This is a genomic window from Vibrio sp. 10N.286.52.F8 (genome assembly GCF_041468745.1).
In the GTDB taxonomy this organism is placed as follows: Bacteria; Pseudomonadota; Gammaproteobacteria; order Enterobacterales; family Vibrionaceae; genus Vibrio; species Vibrio crassostreae_C.
This window is the reverse complement of sequence record NZ_JBFRJF010000033.1, coordinates 1-19,410: the sequence shown is the minus strand read 5'-3', so window position 1 is coordinate 19,410 and position 19,410 is coordinate 1. Positions and strand designations below refer to the sequence as shown.

General features: G+C 45.4%; 23 protein-coding genes. 15 read left to right on the top strand and 8 right to left on the bottom strand.

Going from position 1 to position 19,410, the window contains the following annotated elements; genetic code table 11:
- The first annotated feature begins 13 nt into the window (after positions 1 to 13).
- Positions 14 to 805, top strand: coding sequence for a DUF1338 domain-containing protein (locus tag AB4133_RS15945; RefSeq protein WP_017071309.1), 792 nt, complete (start codon positions 14 to 16; stop codon positions 803 to 805).
- A gap of 183 nt (positions 806 to 988) precedes the next feature.
- Here AB4133_RS15945 and crp read toward each other — a convergent pair whose 3' ends face one another.
- The 6 genes from crp to AB4133_RS15915 form a co-directional block, all read right to left on the bottom strand.
- A complete protein-coding gene (gene crp / locus AB4133_RS15940; RefSeq protein ID WP_004729651.1) occupies positions 989 to 1,621 on the bottom strand; it encodes a cAMP-activated global transcriptional regulator CRP in 633 nt (210 codons plus the stop codon).
- Between the two features lie 239 nt (positions 1,622 to 1,860).
- A complete protein-coding gene (locus AB4133_RS15935; protein WP_010435210.1) occupies positions 1,861 to 2,730 on the bottom strand; it encodes a phosphoribulokinase in 870 nt (289 codons plus the stop codon).
- Between the two features lie 77 nt (positions 2,731 to 2,807).
- Positions 2,808 to 3,020 (bottom strand): YheU family protein, encoded by a 213-nt coding sequence (locus tag AB4133_RS15930; RefSeq protein WP_010435208.1) that lies wholly within the window; start codon positions 3,018 to 3,020, stop codon positions 2,808 to 2,810.
- A 95-nt stretch (positions 3,021 to 3,115) separates the two neighbouring features.
- A complete protein-coding gene (locus AB4133_RS15925) occupies positions 3,116 to 4,108 on the bottom strand; it encodes a hydrolase (protein ID WP_019825349.1) in 993 nt (330 codons plus the stop codon).
- Positions 4,109 to 4,316: 208 nt separating this feature from the next.
- On the bottom strand, positions 4,317 to 4,787 hold the full coding sequence (locus tag AB4133_RS15920) for a TIGR02444 family protein (protein WP_017066206.1): 471 nt from the start codon (positions 4,785 to 4,787) through the stop codon (positions 4,317 to 4,319).
- Positions 4,784 to 6,706: an ABC transporter ATP-binding protein gene (locus AB4133_RS15915; protein WP_017061112.1), complete on the bottom strand. Its 1,923-nt coding sequence runs from the start codon at positions 6,704 to 6,706 to the stop codon at positions 4,784 to 4,786. The genes AB4133_RS15920 and AB4133_RS15915 overlap by 4 nt, the downstream gene beginning before the upstream one ends.
- Positions 6,707 to 6,880: 174 nt before the next feature.
- Between AB4133_RS15915 and kefG the strand changes: the two genes are divergently transcribed.
- The 5 genes from kefG (at position 6,881) to AB4133_RS15890 (ending at position 11,473) form a co-directional block, all read left to right on the top strand.
- Positions 6,881 to 7,465 (top strand): glutathione-regulated potassium-efflux system ancillary protein KefG, encoded by a 585-nt coding sequence (gene kefG / locus AB4133_RS15910; RefSeq protein ID WP_017061111.1) that lies wholly within the window; start codon positions 6,881 to 6,883, stop codon positions 7,463 to 7,465.
- A complete protein-coding gene (kefB, locus tag AB4133_RS15905) occupies positions 7,452 to 9,248 on the top strand; it encodes a glutathione-regulated potassium-efflux system protein KefB (protein ID WP_017063703.1) in 1,797 nt (598 codons plus the stop codon). Before kefG ends, kefB begins: the two co-directional genes overlap by 14 nt.
- Positions 9,249 to 9,404: 156 nt before the next feature.
- The gene (locus AB4133_RS15900) at positions 9,405 to 9,605 is read left to right on the top strand and encodes a YheV family putative zinc ribbon protein (RefSeq protein WP_029235422.1); all 201 of its coding nucleotides are present in this window, start codon (positions 9,405 to 9,407) and stop codon (positions 9,603 to 9,605) included.
- Between the two features lie 94 nt (positions 9,606 to 9,699).
- Complete coding sequence (gene slyD, locus AB4133_RS15895; protein ID WP_017061108.1) at positions 9,700 to 10,290, top strand: peptidylprolyl isomerase; 591 nt, start codon at positions 9,700 to 9,702, stop codon at positions 10,288 to 10,290.
- 217 nt (positions 10,291 to 10,507) lie between these two features.
- Complete coding sequence (locus AB4133_RS15890) at positions 10,508 to 11,473, top strand: isoaspartyl peptidase/L-asparaginase family protein (protein WP_017066209.1); 966 nt, start codon at positions 10,508 to 10,510, stop codon at positions 11,471 to 11,473.
- Positions 11,474 to 11,653: 180 nt separating this feature from the next.
- On the opposite strand, the gene AB4133_RS15885 is transcribed toward AB4133_RS15890, so the two are convergent.
- Together AB4133_RS15885 and AB4133_RS15880 are read right to left on the bottom strand one after the other, a co-directional pair.
- Positions 11,654 to 11,881: a SlyX family protein gene (locus AB4133_RS15885; RefSeq protein ID WP_009848930.1), complete on the bottom strand. Its 228-nt coding sequence runs from the start codon at positions 11,879 to 11,881 to the stop codon at positions 11,654 to 11,656.
- A 5-nt stretch (positions 11,882 to 11,886) separates the two neighbouring features.
- A complete protein-coding gene (locus tag AB4133_RS15880) occupies positions 11,887 to 12,864 on the bottom strand; it encodes a WD40 repeat domain-containing protein (protein WP_017063707.1) in 978 nt (325 codons plus the stop codon).
- A 131-nt stretch (positions 12,865 to 12,995) separates the two neighbouring features.
- On the opposite strand from AB4133_RS15880, the gene fkpA reads away from it, so the two are divergent.
- From fkpA to AB4133_RS15835, 9 genes are all read left to right on the top strand, one after another.
- On the top strand, positions 12,996 to 13,772 hold the full coding sequence (gene fkpA / locus AB4133_RS15875; protein ID WP_017061105.1) for an FKBP-type peptidyl-prolyl cis-trans isomerase: 777 nt from the start codon (positions 12,996 to 12,998) through the stop codon (positions 13,770 to 13,772).
- A 205-nt stretch (positions 13,773 to 13,977) separates the two neighbouring features.
- On the top strand, positions 13,978 to 14,703 hold the full coding sequence (locus AB4133_RS15870; protein WP_004729851.1) for a transcriptional regulator: 726 nt from the start codon (positions 13,978 to 13,980) through the stop codon (positions 14,701 to 14,703).
- Positions 14,697 to 15,086 carry a sulfurtransferase complex subunit TusD gene (gene tusD, locus AB4133_RS15865; RefSeq protein ID WP_372104549.1) on the top strand — a complete coding sequence of 130 codons (390 nt, stop codon included), beginning with the start codon at positions 14,697 to 14,699 and terminating at the stop codon, positions 15,084 to 15,086. Before AB4133_RS15870 ends, tusD begins: the two co-directional genes overlap by 7 nt.
- A complete protein-coding gene (gene tusC / locus AB4133_RS15860; protein ID WP_017063710.1) occupies positions 15,083 to 15,439 on the top strand; it encodes a sulfurtransferase complex subunit TusC in 357 nt (118 codons plus the stop codon). Before tusD ends, tusC begins: the two co-directional genes overlap by 4 nt.
- An 8-nt stretch (positions 15,440 to 15,447) precedes the next feature.
- Entirely contained in the window at positions 15,448 to 15,723 is a 276-nt protein-coding gene (gene tusB, locus AB4133_RS15855; RefSeq protein ID WP_017063711.1) for a sulfurtransferase complex subunit TusB, read from the top strand.
- Positions 15,724 to 15,905: 182 nt separating this feature from the next.
- The gene (gene rpsL / locus AB4133_RS15850; RefSeq protein WP_004737194.1) at positions 15,906 to 16,280 is read left to right on the top strand and encodes a 30S ribosomal protein S12; all 375 of its coding nucleotides are present in this window, start codon (positions 15,906 to 15,908) and stop codon (positions 16,278 to 16,280) included.
- A 107-nt stretch (positions 16,281 to 16,387) separates the two neighbouring features.
- Positions 16,388 to 16,858 carry a 30S ribosomal protein S7 gene (gene rpsG, locus AB4133_RS15845; RefSeq protein WP_010435163.1) on the top strand — a complete coding sequence of 157 codons (471 nt, stop codon included), beginning with the start codon at positions 16,388 to 16,390 and terminating at the stop codon, positions 16,856 to 16,858.
- A 166-nt stretch (positions 16,859 to 17,024) separates the two neighbouring features.
- Positions 17,025 to 19,121 carry an elongation factor G gene (fusA, locus tag AB4133_RS15840; RefSeq protein ID WP_017061101.1) on the top strand — a complete coding sequence of 699 codons (2,097 nt, stop codon included), beginning with the start codon at positions 17,025 to 17,027 and terminating at the stop codon, positions 19,119 to 19,121.
- Positions 19,122 to 19,268: 147 nt separating this feature from the next.
- The coding region (locus tag AB4133_RS15835) for a GTP-binding protein (RefSeq protein ID WP_242456805.1) at positions 19,269 to 19,410 on the top strand (142 nt) is incomplete at its 3' end.

Genomic DNA, 19,410 nt, shown 5'->3' with positions numbered 1-19,410 from the left:
ACAAGGAGTCACCATGACGCCCGATCTACTCTTTAAATCACTTTGGGACGATTACATTCACAGGCTTTGTCCATCGGCTGAGAAAGTACATCACTTGCTGAAAGAAGACGAAGCGCTGATTAATGATCACATTGCATTGCGTACTTTCAATGTTGCTCCTTTGGGTATTGAAACATTAGCGAAGCCTTTCCTAGAGTTAGGCTATAAGGCGTGTGGCGACTACTTGTTTGAGAGCAAGAAGTTGGTGGCTAAGCATTACGAGCACCCAGATCCAAAACAACCAAAAGTGTTCATTAGTGAGTTGAAGGTAGAAGAGTGTTCAAGTGACTTGCAACAGATCGTTGCTAAGTTGGTTGAGCAAGTGGACTCAAGTAAGCTTCAAGGTCATGAGTTCTTGTTTGGTGGTCGTCTTTGGGATTTGAGCTTCGCTGACTTCCAAGTACTAGCGAAAGAGAGCGAATACGCGTCTTGGCTCGCGGCTCATGGATATGGTGCAAACCACTTTACGGTGAGTGTGAACCAGCTAAATGAATTTGATGAAGTGCAGGCGGTGAATGACTACCTGAGCGAGTCAGGCTTCACGATCAATGCATCTGGCGGTCAGGTTAAAGGCTCTCCAGAGGTCTTATTAGAGCAATCATCAACAATGGCAGACAAAGTCCCAGTTTCATTTGTTGAAGGCAATGAGATGATTCCTGGCGGCTTCTATGAGTTCGCTAAGCGTTATGCGATGGTCAACGGTGAGCTTTACACAGGTTTTGTTGCAGCATCAGCTGACAAAATCTTTGAGAGCACCAACGGTTAACAAAAGGTACAAGCACGGACTTTGTCCTAGAGATTCGAGTACGCTTCGCTTCGAGGAAGTTTACAAATAGGATTCTGTGAGTTTTTATCGTATCTCGCATCTGCTCTCTGGGTCTTCAGAAAACAAAAAAGCCACCAAATTTGCATTTGGTGGCTTTCAAATTTTAGGCTCAGTTAATCGAGATTAACGAGTGCCATATACCACGATAGTTTTACCGTGTGCAGAAATTAGGTTCTGCTCTTCTAGCATCTTCAAGATACGACCAACGGTCTCACGAGAACAACCAACGATCTGGCCAATCTCTTGGCGAGTGATCTTGATTTGCATGCCGTCAGGGTGAGTCATTGCATCTGGTTGTTTTGCTAGGTTTAGTAGCGTTTGTGCGATACGACCAGTTACGTCAAGGAACGCTAAGTCACCAACTTTTTGGCTAGTTACTTGTAGACGGTTTGCCATTTGCGCTGATAGACGCATTAGGATGTCTGGGTTCACTTGGATAAGTTGACGGAATTTCTTGAAAGAAATTTCAGCTACTTCACAAGGAGATTTTGCACGAACCCAAGCTGTACGCTCTTGGTCTTCTTCGAATAAGCCTAGCTCACCGATGAAGTCGCCTTGGTTTAGGTAAGAAAGAATCATTTCCTTACCTTCTTCGTCTTTGATAAGAACTGCCACAGAACCTTTAACAATGTAGTACAAGGTTTCTGCCTTTTCACCAGCATGAATCAAAGTACTTTTTGATGGGTACTTATGAATATGACAGTGTGAAAGGAACCACTCTAATGTTGGATCGGTTTGAGGTTTACCTAGAACCATAATATCTCACTTCCTCTGCAGGGTATGCTTGCCGCTTTCCGTATTTTAGCTAAGCCTGGATTGACTTGTAGGATAAGAGCACTCGTTGAGCGCTGCAAGCTATCTTGTGTTTCGTTTAAGAATAGTATCCTTTTTCAGGTACTATTTCTTGATTTTAATCGTGACCAAGCTACGATTTTTTACGCAAAATTGTGCACATGATCACGGTATGAAAAGTAATCAACCAGAATGGTGCTCTGTTAACCAATTTTTCCGGTTTCGATGAGTTGTTGTAGGATCGGCCTTACAATGAGCTCCATAGCAAAACTCATCTTCCCTCCTGGTACCACAAGCGTGTTGTGGCGAGACATAAATGAGCCATCAATCATAGCTAAAAGGTAAGGGAAATCGACGTTTTTGATGCCGCGCAAACGTATAACAACGAAGCTTTCGTCTAAACTTGGGATCCCTTTAGCGTTGAGAGGGTTTGATGTGTCTACCGTTGGAACACGCTGAAAGTTGATGTGAGTACGCGAAAACTGAGGAGTAATGTAGTTAAGGTAATCATCCATCGAGCGAACAATCGAGTCCATTACTGCTTCACGAGAATGACCACGATCGCGTGTGTCGCGAACGAATTTCTGGATCCATTCTAAGTTGACGATAGGTACCATGCCGATCAGCAAGTCGACGTGTTGAGAAACATTGATATCGCCATCAACCACACCGCCGTGCAGGCCTTCGTAAAACATCACATCTGAATTTTCTGGGATCTCTTGCCATGGCGTAAAGGTGCCTGGCATTTGATTGTAAGGAACGGCTTCATCGAACGTGTGCAGGTAGCTACGTACCTTGCCTGTACCTTCGTTACCGTATTTACGGAAGAACTCTTCTAGCGCACCAAAGTCGTTGGCTTGAGGACCAAAGTAGCTGATGTGCTTACCTTGCTCGCGCGCTTTACGGATCTCGACATCCATCTCTGGGCGAGTGAAGCGATGGAAACTATCCCCTTCAACCCAAGCGGCCTTCACGTCCATCATATTGAACATTTTACGGAAGGCTTCTGAGGTGGTGGTGGTGCCGGCTCCAGATGAACCCGTCACCGCAATAATTGGATGTTTAGCGGACATGACAACCCTTGTCTTTTGAGTAACTTACTTGTTAGCAATCGTTTACCACTATAACACGGCTCCTTTATGAGCGCAGCTTAGAAGCGTTTTGTGACTTGAATATCAACGGTTTCATGGAGCTCAGAAAACACAATGCTGACTTCTCCTGAAGCTAATTGATGTTTCACTTGATCAATCTTGTTTTGCAGTGAAACCTCTACGTCGCCGTAGTCTGTGCCTTCACGCAGCACGAACTCTTTGATGAGGTTTTCCAGTGTCTCTGGCGCAATGTCTTGCCATGGGATGATCATAAATACTTCTCTCTTTTATGTTCATAAATAGGTTTATTGATGTAGAAATGCGTGTGCTTAGTATTGTTTTACTTCTATTTACTAAGGCTCGGTCATTATGCCGAATCTTGGATACTTTCATAGTAGGCAGGCAAGGCTTCTTCTAACCAAAACCTTGGCTTGAGTGTACTGCCAGTAATAAACCCAACATGGCCGCCTTTTTGAAACAGTCGATAATCGATGTTATCGGGCAGAACAAATTTTGGGATCACATCATCGGTCATGAAAGGGTCGTCTTTGGCATGAATGATCTGAGTCGGTAGTTTGATCTTATTGAGCTTAGGCAGAGCAGAACATTGCGCATAATAATCTTGGGCATTTTTGAAGCCGTGCAGAGGCGCAGTGATTCGTTCATCAAACTCATACAGTTTGGTGATGTTCTTGATGGCTTCAGCGGTGATGCCAAGTTTTTCCTGCAGCAGGTTAACCTTTTTTAGCGCATTCGATTTTAGAGAGTTGAGCAGATACTTCTTATAGAGCTTGGAGAAACCACGCTCAATACGACTAGAGCAACACGCTAAGTCAAAAGGAGCAGATACGATGGTCGCCGCCGACAGCAATGGGTCGTCTGCGTACTCAGCCAAATAGTTCGCCAGCATGTTTCCACCTAAAGATATGCCAACCGCAACCTTAGGGTTATTCGGAAACTGGGCGTGCAGGTGTCTTAGAAAAAAGCGCGCATCTTCGACTTCACCTGAATGGTAAGCGCGAGCCAGGCGATTGGGTTTTCCGCTGCAGCCTCTGAAGTGCATCATCACGGACAACCAACCATCTTTAGCAAACGCATTCATTAATCCATTGGCATAAGGGCTCTCAAAGCTACCTTCTAAACCGTGGAATAGAACGAATATCGGCTTGCTACTGCGATCATTTTTATTTGAGGTGTCACCGTCTGGTGATTCGCTCCAAGCAAGATCAAGAAAGTCACCATCGGGTGTTTCTAAGGTTTGCCAGTGAGGATGAAACAGCGCCTGCTTCCTAATAAACCGTGGCACTAAGGTTTGTAAGTGCGGATTAGAGAGACCAGCAGCTGCGGTAAATATTGTCATAAAAACGATCCATGCTTCTTTATACGGGTTTTGATAACGTGTTGAGTTTGTAACGAAACGCCCACGTTTTTATTTGAGCTTGGTTGATTCTCGGTATAAGCGCAAGGGTTTCACTTATACGAGATACAAAAACAGACTATGGGTAACCGTTTGAATAATATCAAGGTTAAGCTTGGATCTTGATTGAATAAAAGGGAAAGAGAACGAGCTAGGGCTGTGGTGCTGGTTCAGAAAAAGCGTCGCAGAGGTTTTCAGCCCCTAATAAACGACAGTACTGAAAAGTGAGCGGTGATTGCTGGTTAGCGTACAGTTGTAGGGAGTTTATACAGTCGACCAGATCGGACTGTTGTTGCTTTTCAAGCTGTAACTCAAACTTTAGCGCTTCACGGTATAGAGAGTCGACAACGTGTGCTTTGAGATGTTTACGTAGCTCTCGATAGCTATGAAGCAGGGTTTCAGAGCGGCTTAAACACTGTTGAACTTTATGCCACTCTTCTTCAGCAAAAGACAATTGCTGCTCATCAAGCCATTTGAGCAGCAGCAGTAGATTGACGTTGCCGTGGAACTGGTTTTGCAAAGCTAAGCACGCATCCTTTACACCGCGCACACTGTAATACTGAAGGCTAAATTGCCATAGTCGTTCCAGTGTTAGTGATATTGGGGCGTGCTCTGGGCTCATAAGCTATCCATATCCTGTTCCATCTGCTCAAGCTCTTCTTGAGTGGACATCCAATCCATTTCAACTTCTTCTAGCTGTGACTTACTGCTCGCTTGGAGAGCGAGTACTTTATTCAGTTTAGCCTTATTTTCAGCTTCATACAGTGATGTGTCGGATAATTCTTGCTCAGCTTCTTCAAGAGCCTGCGTTAATTTATCCATCTGCTTTTCAAATTGAGTGAGCTTTTTACGAAGTGGTGCCGTCAGTTTACGGAACTCGGCTTCTTTACGTTTCTGCTCTTTTTTCGCTGCTGCACTGTTGGCGCCGTCTTTGGCTGGTGCCAATGCTTGTGCTTCTTTGCGCTCAACTTTCTGTTGCTCGGTTAGCCACTTGTAGTAATCGCTTAAGTCACCATCAAACGGTGCGACTTGGCGGTCGTGTACAAGGTATAAATCATCGGTAGTTGCACGCAGTAGGTAACGGTCGTGCGATACGATAACCATTGCGCCTTCAAACGTCTGCAGGGCAAAAGTCAGCGCTTGACGCATGTCGAGATCCAAGTGGTTGGTTGGTTCATCGAGTAGCAACAGGTTCGGTTTTTGCCATACCAGTAGCGCCAGAACTAAACGCGCTTTTTCACCACCAGAGAAGGGTGCCACTTTATCGAGCGCTTTTTCACCTTGGAAACCGAAGCTACCTAGGTAATCACGCAATTGTTGCTCGGTGTGTTTAGGGGCAATCTGCATCATGTGCTGCAGCGGTGTTTCTTCTGGGTGCAACGTTTCTAACTGGTGCTGTGCAAAGTAACCAATCTTAACGCCTTGCGAATAACTCAGTTCACCGCCTTGCTGTTTAAGTTCGCCAGAAAGCAGTTTAATCAGTGTTGATTTACCAGCACCATTTCGACCAAGTAGACCAATACGGCTACCCGGTACTAGGTTCAGGCGAATTTTCTCTAGAATCAGATTGTCATCATAGCCCGCTGATACTTCATCCATCATCATGATTGGATTTGGTAGCGCGTCTGGTTCTCTAAACTCAAAGCTGAATGGATTATCAAACTGAGCAGGCAGCACTTGTTCCATTTTCTCTAGCGCTTTAATACGGCTTTGCGCTTGGCGAGCCTTTGAAGCTTTGTAACGGAAACGGTCAATGTAGCTCTGCATGTGAGACATCTGTTTCTGCTGCTTTTGGTACATCGCTTGTTGCAGAATCAGTTTTTGCGCTCGTTGGGTTTCGAACGATGAGTAGTTACCCGTGTACTCATTGAGCTGTTGGTTTTCAACGTGCACGATGCGGTTGACGATAGGGTCTAAGAAGTCTCTATCGTGCGAGATAAGCACTAGCGTGCCAGGGTAGCTTTGTAACCAACGCTCTAGCCACATTACTGCGTCTAAATCCAAGTGGTTGGTAGGCTCATCGAGTAGCAGTAGGTCACTGCGACACAGTAGGGCTTGCGCTAGGTTCAAACGCATACGCCAACCACCTGAGAATTGAGTCAGGTTCCATGTCATTTGTTCTTGGCTAAAGCCTAGGCCATCCAGTAACTCGGCAGCACGTGCCTTTATGCTGTAACCACCAATGGTTTCAATCTTGCCGTGGATCTCTGCTACCAATGTGCCATTGTCGGCTTGTTCAGCTTTCTCTAGTTGATCTTCAAGGCCGCGGTATTCACGGTCACCATCAATCACGTATTCAATTGCTGTTCTTTCTAATGCAGGGGTTTCTTGAGCAACCCAAGCCATTTCCCAATGGGCAGGTTTGCTGAATGAGCCCGCATCAATAGACAGTTCGTCCTTAATTAAGGCGAATAGCGTAGATTTACCACAGCCGTTTTTACCAACCAAACCGATCTTGTCGCCAGGGTGAAAAGTCGCAGATGCTTGGTCGAGGAGTGGCTTACCGCCGCGTAGCAATTGAATATCAGAGAAAGTAATCATAATTGAAATAGCATAGAAATTAGAGGTGAACAGACGCCTGCATAGTAGGCTGAAACCAGATAAAAGTCGATCACAATGCAATTTGCGTTATGATGCCAATAACATATTAATAACTTTTGCTTAAATTCTTGTGGCCTTGCCACCGTTTAGCCCTCAAAGGAATGTTTCAAAGGAATGAGTAATACTCCCTCGACAGACAAAGTCGTGCCAAAGGTGTTGATCATCTACGCGCACCCAGAGCCGCAAACCTCTATTGCTAACCAGATGATGGTTAAGAAGGTAGAGTCGCTCGGTCATGTCAAAGTTCATGATCTCTACGCCATCTACCCTGACTTCTTTATTGATGTGCCTTATGAGCATGAATTGCTCCTTCAGTACGATGTGATCGTGTTTCAGCATCCTCTGTTCATGTATTCCTGTCCTTCATTGTTAAAAGAGTGGTTTGATCGCGTGTTAGGCAAGGGCTTTGCTTTTGGTGAGCAAAGTGCGCTTAAAGGCAAACACTGGCGCAGTGTGATTACTACCGGTGGTAAAGAAGAGGCGTTTGGTGCCGCAGGTTATAATAAATATCCATTACAAGAGATCTTGCAACCATTCGAGCTCACCGCTGCTTTGTGTCAAATGAACTGGATATCCCCTTTGGTTTTACACTGGGCACGAAATGTCACCGATATGACGCGTTACCAACACGCCGAAGCGTATCGAAATTGGTTGCGAGACCCGCTACAAGATATAGGAGCAGATGATGGCTCTGACTAATGATTTTCTACAAAGTAGCGTTATATTTTTAGCGGCTGCTGTGGTTGCGGTTCCTATCGCACAGCGCGCCGGTTTGGGTTCAGTACTCGGTTACCTATTAGCAGGTGTGGCAATTGGCCCATGGGGGCTGGGCTTAATCAGTGATGTAGAGGCGATTCTGCACTTCTCCGAATTCGGGGTGGTACTGCTGCTCTTCCTGATTGGTTTAGAGCTTAACCCGAAAAAACTGTGGCAGATGCGAGCCCCCATTCTCGGGTTGGGCGGCGCGCAAGTGCTGATCACCACTCTAATTATTACCGCCATCGCCTGTCTATTTGGATTAACCTGGCAAACCAGTCTCGTGATAGGTATGGGTTTGGCGCTGTCTTCGACTGCGATTGCCTTGCGTGTTATTGAAGAGCGAGAGCTCGGCGGCAAAGAAGCAGGGCAGTCGGGCTTTGCAGTACTGCTTTTCCAAGATATCGCTGTTATTCCAATGCTAGCAATGTTGCCTCTACTTGCGGGTAATACCGGCGGTAGCTGGGCTGACATGCTGTGGATGCTGGGTGGCGTGATTGGCCTACTGGTCGGTGGCCACTTCTTGTTGAGACCACTTTTCCGATACGTAGTGATGAGTGGTGTGCGTGAGTTATTCACCGTCGCGGCGCTGTTACTTGTGATTGGTATTGCTGTGATCATGCAACGGATTGGCTTGTCGATGGCATTAGGTACCTTCCTAGCGGGCGTACTTCTGGCTGAAAGTGAATATCGACACGAGCTTGAGATCGCGATTGATCCATTCAAAGGTTTACTGCTTGGTCTGTTCTTTATCTCTGTGGGTATGGCGGTAAATCTAGGTCTACTGGCAGAAAGCCCATTCGCAATACTTATTGCAGTGTCGTCGCTAGTCGTATTGAAAGGTTTGGTGCTGTATGCGCTGGCTCGTATCTTCGGCACTCAAGCTAAAGCACGCAGCCGAATGGCGATGATCCTTAGCCAAGGTGGTGAGTTCGCTTTCGTTATTTTTACTGCGGCGAGTGCTCAAGGCATCTTAAGTGGCGAACAAGTGTCGTTCTTACTGGTGGTTGTGAGCCTTTCTATGGTGACCACGCCATTGATGCTTAAACTGCAAGACCGATTCTTTGCACGTCAGCTTAATCAAATCAGTGAAAGTGCGATGTCTTCGGATGTGGTTGATCGCAGCCCTCGAGTGATTATTGCGGGCTTTGGTCGTTTTGGTCAGATCATTGGTCGTCTGATGTATGCCAACAAGATTCGTATCACTGTCCTTGAAAGTGATGCCAGCCAAATACACATCCTTAGAAAGTTCGGCTACAAGGTGTTTTACGGAGACTCGACTCACCTAGAGCTATTACGCGCAGCCGGTGCTGATAAAGCAGAGGCGATTGTGTTGTGTACTGACTCCCCAGATGAAATCATGAAAACCGTCGATTTATGTAAGCAGCACTTCCCACGCTTAAAGATCTTGGCGCGTGCACGAAGCCGTGTTGAAGCGTATCAACTACTTAACCACGGTGTGAGTAACTATTCGCGTGAAACCTTCCTTGGAGCATTGGATTTAGGTCGTCAAACATTGACTGAACTTGGCATGCATCCATATAAAGCGAAGCGAGCAGAAGCACACTTTAGAAAGTTGGATAATGGTATGCTGAAAGAGTTGCTGCCTCAGCATAACGAAGATGCCGAGTTAGCCCAAAGAGCGAAAGAGGCTCGTAAAGAACTTGAAGAGATCTTTGGACACGAGATGGAAAACGATCACCAATCTCGAAACTATTGGCAGTAGCTTGAAGTGATAACTCATGCTTGAGCTTAGAAATAGAGCTTGGGCATAGAAATAACAGACTATAGAACTAACCTAATAATAAACGCGGTCTCTGCTTAACTTATCAATAAAGTGAGTGGGAAGAACCGCGAATCCAGAGCAGTAAAGGATATGAACGTGAAACAGAAAAAACGCTTTATCGCAGGGGCAAGCTGCCCAAGTTGCAACACTCAAGACACACTCCGTTGGTGGATTGAAAATAATATCGAGCTGGTGGAATGTGTCGATTGTGACTTCACAGAACAGCGTAAACCGAAAACTGTAGAGAAATCTGAACACGCGAATCAAGAAATGATCGGTATTTTTAAGCCAGAATGATTGAGTTTCGTTAATTGATCCCCATAATATCCCGGTACAGAATTTTTCCTAAGCTCAACTGTTCGAGCTTAGTCCAAACCTCCTTGGAGCTCTCATGAAAATTGAAAAGAACGTAGTAGTTAGTGTTGCATATCAAGTGAAACTTGAAGATGGCGTAGTAGTTGACCAATCAACTGCAGAAGCTCCACTAGATTACCTTCACGGTCACAACAACCTAATTACAGGTCTTGAAAAAGAGCTTGAAGGCAAAGTAGCTGGCGACAAGTTCTCTGCAACTGTTACTCCAGAAGACGCATACGGCGAACACAACGACGCACTAGTTCAACGTGTTCCTGCTGACGTATTCCAAGGTGTTGAGCAAATCGAAGTTGGCATGCGTTTCCTAGCGGATACTGACCAAGGTCCAATCCCAGTTGAAGTTACTGAAGTAGATGGCGACGAAGTTGTTGTTGATGGTAACCACATGCTAGCTGGCCAAACTCTAACGTTTGACGTTGAAGTTGTAGCGGTTCGTGAAGCGACTGAAGAAGAAGTTCAACACGGTCACGTACACCAAGAAGGCGGCTGTGGCGGTCACGACCACGATCATGACCACGAAGGCGGTTGCTGTGGTGGCGAAGGCCATGACCACGGTGAAGAGAAAAAAGACGGCTGCTGCGGCGGCGGTAGCTGTGGTTCTCACTAATACCGAATTAACGGTTTAGTTTAAGAATCTTGAAAGCCTCCCTTGTGGAGGCTTTTTGCGTTTAGGAGTCTCGCTTTTTGACCTCGCTTTTCTCTACCAAACTAAGTGTCCGCAAATCTAAGCATTCGTAAAAGTTTGGTTTTCGTTATCAGACATCGAACCATGGATGTGGTATTGATAGCACAACATTATAAGACGACGTCAGTGGAGAGTTTGTATGTCACAGCCTTTTTCAATTGCCATTCATGGTGGTGCAGGAACCATCTTGCGCGAGCAAATGAGCTATGAATTAAAAGCGGGTATTACCGAGGCTTTGGAAAAATCGGTTTTGGCTGGTTATCAAATATTGCAATCGGGTGGTGATGCTCTGGATGCGGTAGTGGCATCGGTTAAGGTGATGGAAGACAGCCCACACTTTAATGCCGGTAGGGGCTCTGTTTTAACGCATGATGAATTTGTTGAGATGGACGCTTCTGTGATGCATGGCCGCGAAATGGATGCAGGTGCTATTGCAGGCGTTCGCCATATCAAAAACCCAATTGAGCTTGCACGTGATGTGATGCGGAAAAGCGACCATGTGTTGCTGATTGGTGAAGGTGCCGAGAAGTTTGCGTTTGAGCATGACTACACCTTTACCGAGCAAGACTACTTCTTTACTGAGCGCCGCTATGACCAACTTCAGTCGATGAAAGAGAAAGGCATCTTTGCTCTGTCTGAAGCGAAATATGATCAGCAGCAAGCTGAGAAATACCCTGACGATAAAAAGTACGGCACGGTTGGTGCGGTCGCATTAGACCAAGCGGGTAACTTAGCGGCAGCAACCAGTACCGGTGGCGTGACCAATAAGAAATACGGTCGTGTGGGTGACTCTCCGATCATTGGTGCAGGAACCATCGCTGAAAATGGCAATGTTGCCGTCTCAACAACCGGGATGGGTGAGTTCTTCCTACGTAAAATGGTCGCCAGTGATGTCGCAGCACGAATGCGTTATCTGAAAGAAGATGTGCACACCGCTTGTGAAACGATCATTCAAGGTGAATTGAAAACCATGGGTGGAGAAGGTGGCTTGATCGCTATCGATGGCCAAGGCGATATACATTTTGGTATGAACAGCTCAGGAATGTATCGTGCAAGCGTTGATACTCAAGGTCGTGTTGAAGTGAAGATTTATGCCGACGACTAAGTTGGTATCGGCTTAATTGGCTTTAGCTTATTCACTGAGATGAAATAAACAAAAGGGCGACAGATAAGTATCTGTCGCCCTTTTAGTTTTCTATGTCCCGTCCTGAAATGTGTTTACACATTGAGGACGAGAAACTAACGATATGCGTCGTTAGATTTAATTGGTTATTTTGAACCGCACTTAATAGTGTGGAGGTGGCGTCTCTTCTGATGCGTCAGCTAGATTAGAGCCATCCATATTTTTTACTTTGCCAACCACGAACTTCATCTGATCTTGCATTCTCGTGATTAACATTTGTTGTTGGCTAAGCGCTTCATTGAGTTCTTCAATGGTCTGTTCTTGGAAAGCTAGCTGACACTCTAGGTCATTTACGCGGCTTTCTAGTTGTTCAACTCGCTTTTCTGTCATCGTTCTTAATCCACATTCCAAGCTTGGGCAATGCCCGCAGAGGTGCCCGATATCACACGGTTCTTATCATCAAAGGCTGCATCATACACTACCGCACGAGGAGGGCGAGCATCTTTTAGTGGCTCAGCATCGTGGCGAGAAATTCGTTTGCCATCCTGAGTATTCCACACACTCACTTGGCTGGATGGCGTGCCCGTCACCAACATGCTGCCGTCATCAGAAAAACGAGCACTCGAAAAAATCAACTGTCGAGACCAGCTTTGCAATTGCGCTTGAGGTTCGCCCGTTTCAAGATCCCAAATCATCGCTTGATTGCCGCCATCAGAGGTAAAAGCCAGCTCGCCATCGCGTTGTAGCGCGACTCGTACTACTCTTTGTTCATGCTCAAAGGTGCGTAATACCAAGCCTGACTCGGTATCCCACAGGTAGGCTTTATAGTCGTTGCCACCTGATAATGCGTAGCGACCATTGGAAGAAAGGGAAACAGAATTAACTTTTTCTCGGTGAGCAAGGAACTCAAGACGGCGTCCGGTGACTAAGTCCACATAGATCGCTTTGCCATTAGACAGGCCAAGCAATACTTTTTCACCATTGCTAGAGATATCGACATCGCGAATTAAGCCATCGGAGATAGACCAAAGCCCTTGTGCTTGAGTCCAAGAGAGGTCCCAAACGGCGAAGTTCATCTGGCTAGCGGTAATGGCAAAACGGCCATTGTCCGAGATACGGATACGCGATACTTGGTTTTCTAACTGGTCTTGTGGACCAAGCTGAGCCAACTCTTGGTCTTCGGCGAGGTCCCAAAGGAGCAGTTGCTTTTGCTGAGAGTAGAGCAGGGCGAAGCGTCCATCTCTGCTGAGTGCAAAGCTGGTGGCACCATTGGGCTCAATTTCCCAACGCTGCTCATCATCTTGGAAGAAAAAGCAACCATTTAACAAGGTGATGACAATTGTACATAGCAATGAGTGGAAAAATATTCGCATCACATCTAATAATCCGGTTTGTGTCGAAAGACATATGACTAGTATATTGTTATAACTAACGTATTCACACCAATCTAATCATTAGATTTGTGCACAATAACCAATGGCTTGGCCATTAATTGGAGAATTCAATGAAATCAGTTTTAAAAGTATCACTGCTTGCCGCAACGGTTATGCTAGCAGTTGGTTGTCAGAAAGAAGAACCAAAGGCAGAAGCTCCACAGGTAGAAGAAGTTAAAGTTGAAGCAGTAAACTTTAAAACAGAAGATGACAAAGCGGCTTACGCAATCGGTGTATCTTTCGCTAACTACCTAAGCACAAGCATTGATAAGCCAAGCGAGCTAGGTATCAACCTAGACAAAGATATGGTTCTTCAAGGTATCGAAGACGTATTCGCAGAGAAAACAGCACTTAACGAAGAAGAAACTCGCGCAGCTCTTGAAGCTCTAGACAAGCGTGTTGCTGAAACGATGCAAGCACAAGCGGCAGAAAAATCTGCAGAAGTGAAGAAAGCCGGTGATGACTTCCGCGCTGAGTTCGCTAAAACTGAAGGCGTTAAGCAAACTGAATCTGGTCTACTTTACCAAGTAATGACTGCTGGTGAAGGCGCTTCTCCAAAAGACACTGATACCGTTCAAGTACACTACAAAGGTACGCTAACAGACGGTACTCAGTTCGACAGCTCTTACGATCGTGGCGAACCAGCAACATTCCCACTTAACCGCGTAATCCCAGGCTGGACTGAAGGCGTACAACTGATGCAAGTTGGTTCTAAGTACAAGTTCGTTATCCCGCCAGAGCTAGCATACGGTGAGCAAGACACACCGACTATCCCTGCTAACTCAACGCTAGTATTCGAAGTAGAACTACTAAACATCGATAACGCTGAAGCAGCTCCTGCACAGTAATATCGGTTAAAAGCCTCGTACTAAAATACGTTGATTGAATAAAAAGCCTAACTTTGAGTTAGGCTTTTTTTATGATTTGAAGATGAGTATTTGATTTTTAAACTTGTTCTAAATCACTAGTTGCAATGTTAGCTAGGTGTGCAATTAAAATTTTCTGATAAACTTACATAAATTTGTTGATTTTTCACACGAAGGTAAGGAATAAGTGACTACTACAGAAACAGTCAATGCAGATGTGTTACTTGAAATGGAATCAGTCCACGTTATGCCATTCAGTGAACACGATAAAATCATTCTAAGATCTTATGAGGCCGTTGTTGACGGTATTGCGAGCCTTATTGGTCCGTTTTGTGAAATCGTTTTGCACTCTTTAGAAGACCTCAATACTTCTGCGATTAAAATTGCCAACGGCGAAAATACAGGTCGTCAGGTTGGCTCGCCGATCACCGATCTTGCATTGAAGATGCTAAAAGATATTGAAGGTTCTAAGCGTAACTTCTCACGTTCATACTTCACTCGCGCTAAAGGCGGAGTGTTGATGAAGTCGATCACGGTTGCTATCCGCAACGGTGAAGACCGAGTGATTGGCCTACTGTGTATTAACGTGAATCTAGACGCGCCATTCTCACAAGTGCTGCAATCGTTCATGCCTACACAAGACGCAGACGAAGCCGCATCATCGGTTAACTTCGCTAGTGACGTTGAAGAACTTGTCGACCAAACGGTTGAACGCACCATTGAAGAAATTAACGCTGACAAATCGGTATCGAACAATACTAAGAACCGTCAGATCGTGATGGAGCTGTACGACAAAGGTATTTTCGATATTAAAGACGCGATCAACCGCGTTGCTGAGCGACTGAACATCTCTAAGCACACCGTGTACCTATACATCCGCCAACGTAAAACAGAGGATGAAGAGGGTTGCTAAGCTATACACTCCTAGTGAATGGGCCAGTCTATGGCTCACAGTCAGCAAGAAGTGCCTACCAGTTTGCCGTGGCTCTGATTAAACAGGGCCACAAACTTCACAGTGTGTTCTTCTATCAAGATGGCGTCAGTAACGGCTCAGACCTTACCGTACCGGCTAACGATGAATTTGATTTAGCTTCTGCTTGGCAAAAGCTGGCTGATGAACACGATGTTAGCCTTGAAACCTGTGTGGCAGCTGCGCTAAGACGCGGAGTGATTAGCTTTGAAGAAGCAGAGCAACATCAACTAAGTGCCTCTAACCTAGCCACTGGATTTACTCAAGCCGGATTAGGGAGCTTATCGGAAGCGCTACTAACGCAAGATAGGGTTGTGCAGTTTTGAGAAAGTTAGCCTTTATATTTAACAGTTTCCCTCATACGACCGCTGCGGGTAGAGAAGGGTTAGACGCCCTGCTTGCTGCGTCCGCATATAGTGAAGACATTGCCGTGTTCTTTGTTGGCGATGGCGTGACACAGCTTCTCAAAGCGCAGCAGCCCGACGAAACACTATCGCGTGACTACATCTCTGCATTCAAACTTATGGACCTGTACGACATCGAACAGGTGTATGTGTGTCAGCGTAGTCTGAGTCAGTTTGGTCTTTCAGCAGACAACCTGCTGATCGATGTGACCACCGTTGAAGCCGACGAGTTAACGCAGAAGTTAGCTCAGTGCCAACAGATACTGACTTTCTAGGGGACGCTATGCTTCATATTGTAAAATCAGTCGACAAACTTAAACTCGCATTGACCTATTCTCAGCCACAAGATCAGTATCTTTTGGTGGAAGATGCGGTGTATGTTTGCCTTCCCAATCATGAGTTATTCACTCAAATCTGCGCAGTAGAGCAGGTGTCGGTGTTAAAACCAGATCTCGATAGCCGAGGTTTACAACTACTTGTCTCAAGTACCATTGATCAAGTTGACTTCGATGGCTTCGTTAAACTGACGGTTTTGAACGACAAATCAGTCACTTGGTAGCTGTGTTTTATCAGTTTGGTTAAAAGTAGACCATCCTGAGCTCTAGACGGCTAAAAAAGATCTGTATATTTCTTGACACACCTCCCACTGCTGAATAGAATTTTGCGTCCCTAATTACGACTTGTGATTAGGGATAGATTTTTCACAAAGCTTACTTTCAAGTAAATTTCAGGAGCTAGTTAATGGCAACTATTAACCAGTTGGTTCGCAAACCTCGTGTAAAGCAAGTTGTTAAAAGCAACGTGCCTGCACTAGAAGCGTGCCCACAAAAACGTGGTGTATGTACTCGTGTTTACACTACTACACCTAAAAAACCTAACTCGGCACTACGTAAAGTATGTCGTGTACGTCTAACTAACGGTTTCGAAGTAACTTCGTACATCGGCGGTGAAGGCCACAACCTACAAGAGCACAGTGTTGTACTAATCCGTGGCGGTCGTGTAAAAGACCTTCCGGGTGTTCGTTACCACACTGTTCGCGGCGCACTTGACTGTGCTGGCGTTAACGACCGTAAACAAGGCCGTTCTAAGTACGGTGTGAAACGTCCTAAGTCTTAATTGATTCTCTTTTTTAAAAAGAAATCGTTAAGTAAGGCCAAACACTATTTTATTTATTATTCTGAAAAGTTTTGGAAAAAACCTGAAGAAGACAACGGAGAATATCCATGCCACGTCGTCGCGTAATAGGTCAGCGTAAGATCCTTCCAGATCCTAAGTTCAAATCTGAATTGCTGGCAAAATTCGTTAACATCCTTATGGTTGACGGAAAGAAATCTACTGCAGAAAAAATCGTTTACACTGCACTAGATTCAATGGCTGAGAAGTCTGGTAAAGACCACTTAGCTGTATTTGAAGAAGCTCTTGAAAATGTTCGCCCAGCGGTAGAAGTTAAATCTCGCCGTGTAGGTGGTTCAACTTACCAAGTACCTGTAGAAGTTCGTCCGGTTCGCCGTAACGCTCTTGCTATGCGTTGGGTAGTTGAAGCTGCGCGTAAGCGTGGTGAAAAATCTATGGCTCAACGCCTAGCTGCTGAAATGCTAGACGCGTCTGAGAACAAAGGTACTGCGGTTAAGAAACGTGAAGACGTTCACCGCATGGCTGACGCAAACAAAGCGTTCGCACATTACCGTTGGTAATACCTTTTTAGTGCTGCAAGGTTCCTTGCAGCACTTCTTTAGTTCCTATGCTTATGCTAGGAACTATTGCTATTTCTAGGGCAAGCAATTTTTAGCGAAGCATCGCTTTTAACGCCTAATCTAGACATAGCAATAGTCCCTAAGTCTCTAATAAGAGGATTCAACCGTGGCTCGTAAAACTCCTATAGAGCAATACCGTAATATCGGTATCGTTGCTCACGTAGATGCAGGTAAAACAACCACAAGTGAACGTATTCTGTTCTATACCGGTCTTTCTCACAAAATCGGCGAAGTTCACGATGGTGCAGCAACCATGGACTGGATGGAGCAAGAGCAAGAGCGCGGTATTACGATCACTTCAGCAGCAACTACTACGTTTTGGCGTGGTATGGAAGCTCAGTTCTCGGACCACCGTATCAACATCATCGACACTCCTGGGCACGTTGACTTCACAATCGAAGTAGAACGTTCTCTGCGTGTACTTGATGGTGCAGTTGTTGTGTTCTGTGGCTCATCTGGTGTTGAACCTCAGTCAGAGACAGTATGGCGTCAAGCTGATAAGTACCAAGTTCCACGTATGGTTTTCGTTAATAAAATGGACCGTACCGGCGCTGACTTCTTGCGCGTAGTTGAACAGATCAAGGACCGCTTAGGCGCAACTCCTGTTCCAATTCAACTGAACATTGGTGCTGAAGAAAACTTCCAAGGCGTTGTCGATCTTATCAAGATGAAGGCAATTAACTGGAATGAAGCTGACCAAGGCATGACTTTCACGTACGAAGATATTCCTGCAGACATGCAAGAAATGGCTGAAGAATATCGTACAGAACTTGTTGAAGCTGCTGCAGAAGCAAATGAAGAGCTGATGGATAAGTACCTTGAAGAAGGTGAACTAACAGAAGCTGAAATTAAACAAGGTCTTCGTACTCGTACCCTTAATAATGAAATCGTACTTGCTACTTGTGGTAGTGCATTCAAAAACAAAGGTGTACAAGCTGTTCTAGATGCAGTTGTTGATTTCCTTCCTTCTCCAGTCGATGTACCTGCAATTAAAGGTATCGATGAAGATGAGAACGAAGCAGAGCGTCACGCAGACGACAAAGAACCGTTCTCAGCGCTAGCATTTAAGATTGCAACAGACCCATTCGTTGGTACTTTAACTTTCATCCGTGTTTACTCTGGTGTTGTTGAAAGCGGTAAAACAGCTTATAACTCTGTGAAGAAACAACGTGAACGCTTAGGTCGCATTGTTCAAATGCACTCAAACAAGCGAGAAGAAGTAAAAGAAGTACGAGCAGGTGACATCGCAGCCATCATTGGCCTGAAAGATGTGACTACTGGTGAAACCCTTTGTGACCAGAACCATAAGATTGTTCTTGAGCGCATGGAGTTCCCAGACCCAGTTATTCAGATCGTTGTAGAGCCAAGCTCTCAAGCTGATCAAGACAAAATGACTATCGCTCTAGGTAAACTAGCAGCGGAAGACCCATCGTTCCGCGTTGATATGGATGCGGAAACTGGCCAGACTCTGATTTCTGGTATGGGTGAACTACACTTAGATATCATCGTTGACCGTATGAAGCGCGAATTTAGCGTGAACTGCAACGTTGGTAACCCGCAAGTGGCTTACCGTGAGACTATTCGTGGTACAGCGAAAGCGGAAGGTAAATTTATCCGTGAACATGGTGGTAAAGGTCAGTACGGTCACGTATGGCTGAAACTAGAACCATCAGAAGCTGGCGAAGGCTTTGTCTTTGTGGATGAAATTGCCAATGGTATCGTACCGAAAGAGTTTATCGCTTCAGTTGCTAAAGGCGTTGAAGAGCAGATGAACAATGGTGTGCTTGCTGGCTATCCAGTTTTGGATATCAAAGCTACACTATATGATGGTTCTTACCATGAAACAGATTCAAGTGAGATGGCGTTTACAATCGCTGCCTCTATGGCTTTCAGAACGGGTGCACTTGAAGCGCAACCGGTTCTGCTTGAGCCTATGATGAAAGTTGAAGTAACTACTCCAGAAGACTGGATGGGTGACGTTGTTGGCGATATTAACCGTCGTCGCGGCATCATCGAAGGTATGGACGAGGGGACAGCTGGCCTGAAGATAATTCGTGCACAAGTTCCGTTGTCTGTCATGTTCGGTTACGCAACTGATTTACGTTCTGCGACACAAGGTCGTGCTTCTTACTCTATGGAGTTTAGTGAGTACGCTGAAGTGCCTAACAATGTTGCAAAAGCAATCATTGCAGAGCGTGGTTAAACAAAAGGAAGGCATTTTTTTTCATTTTTTGAAAGAACAATGCGTCCAAATATTGCGCTAACGAGAGTTGGCGCATAAAATAGCAATTTCTGGCGCGTCTCGCTCAATAATGAACGTGGCGAATCATAACTAGGAAGGAACACGATTGTGTCTAAAGAAAAATTTGAACGTACGAAACCGCACGTAAACGTTGGTACTATCGGCCACGTTGACCACGGTAAAACAACTCTAACTGCTGCTATCTGTACTACTCTTGCAAAAGTATACGGCGGTGTTGCTAAAGATTTCG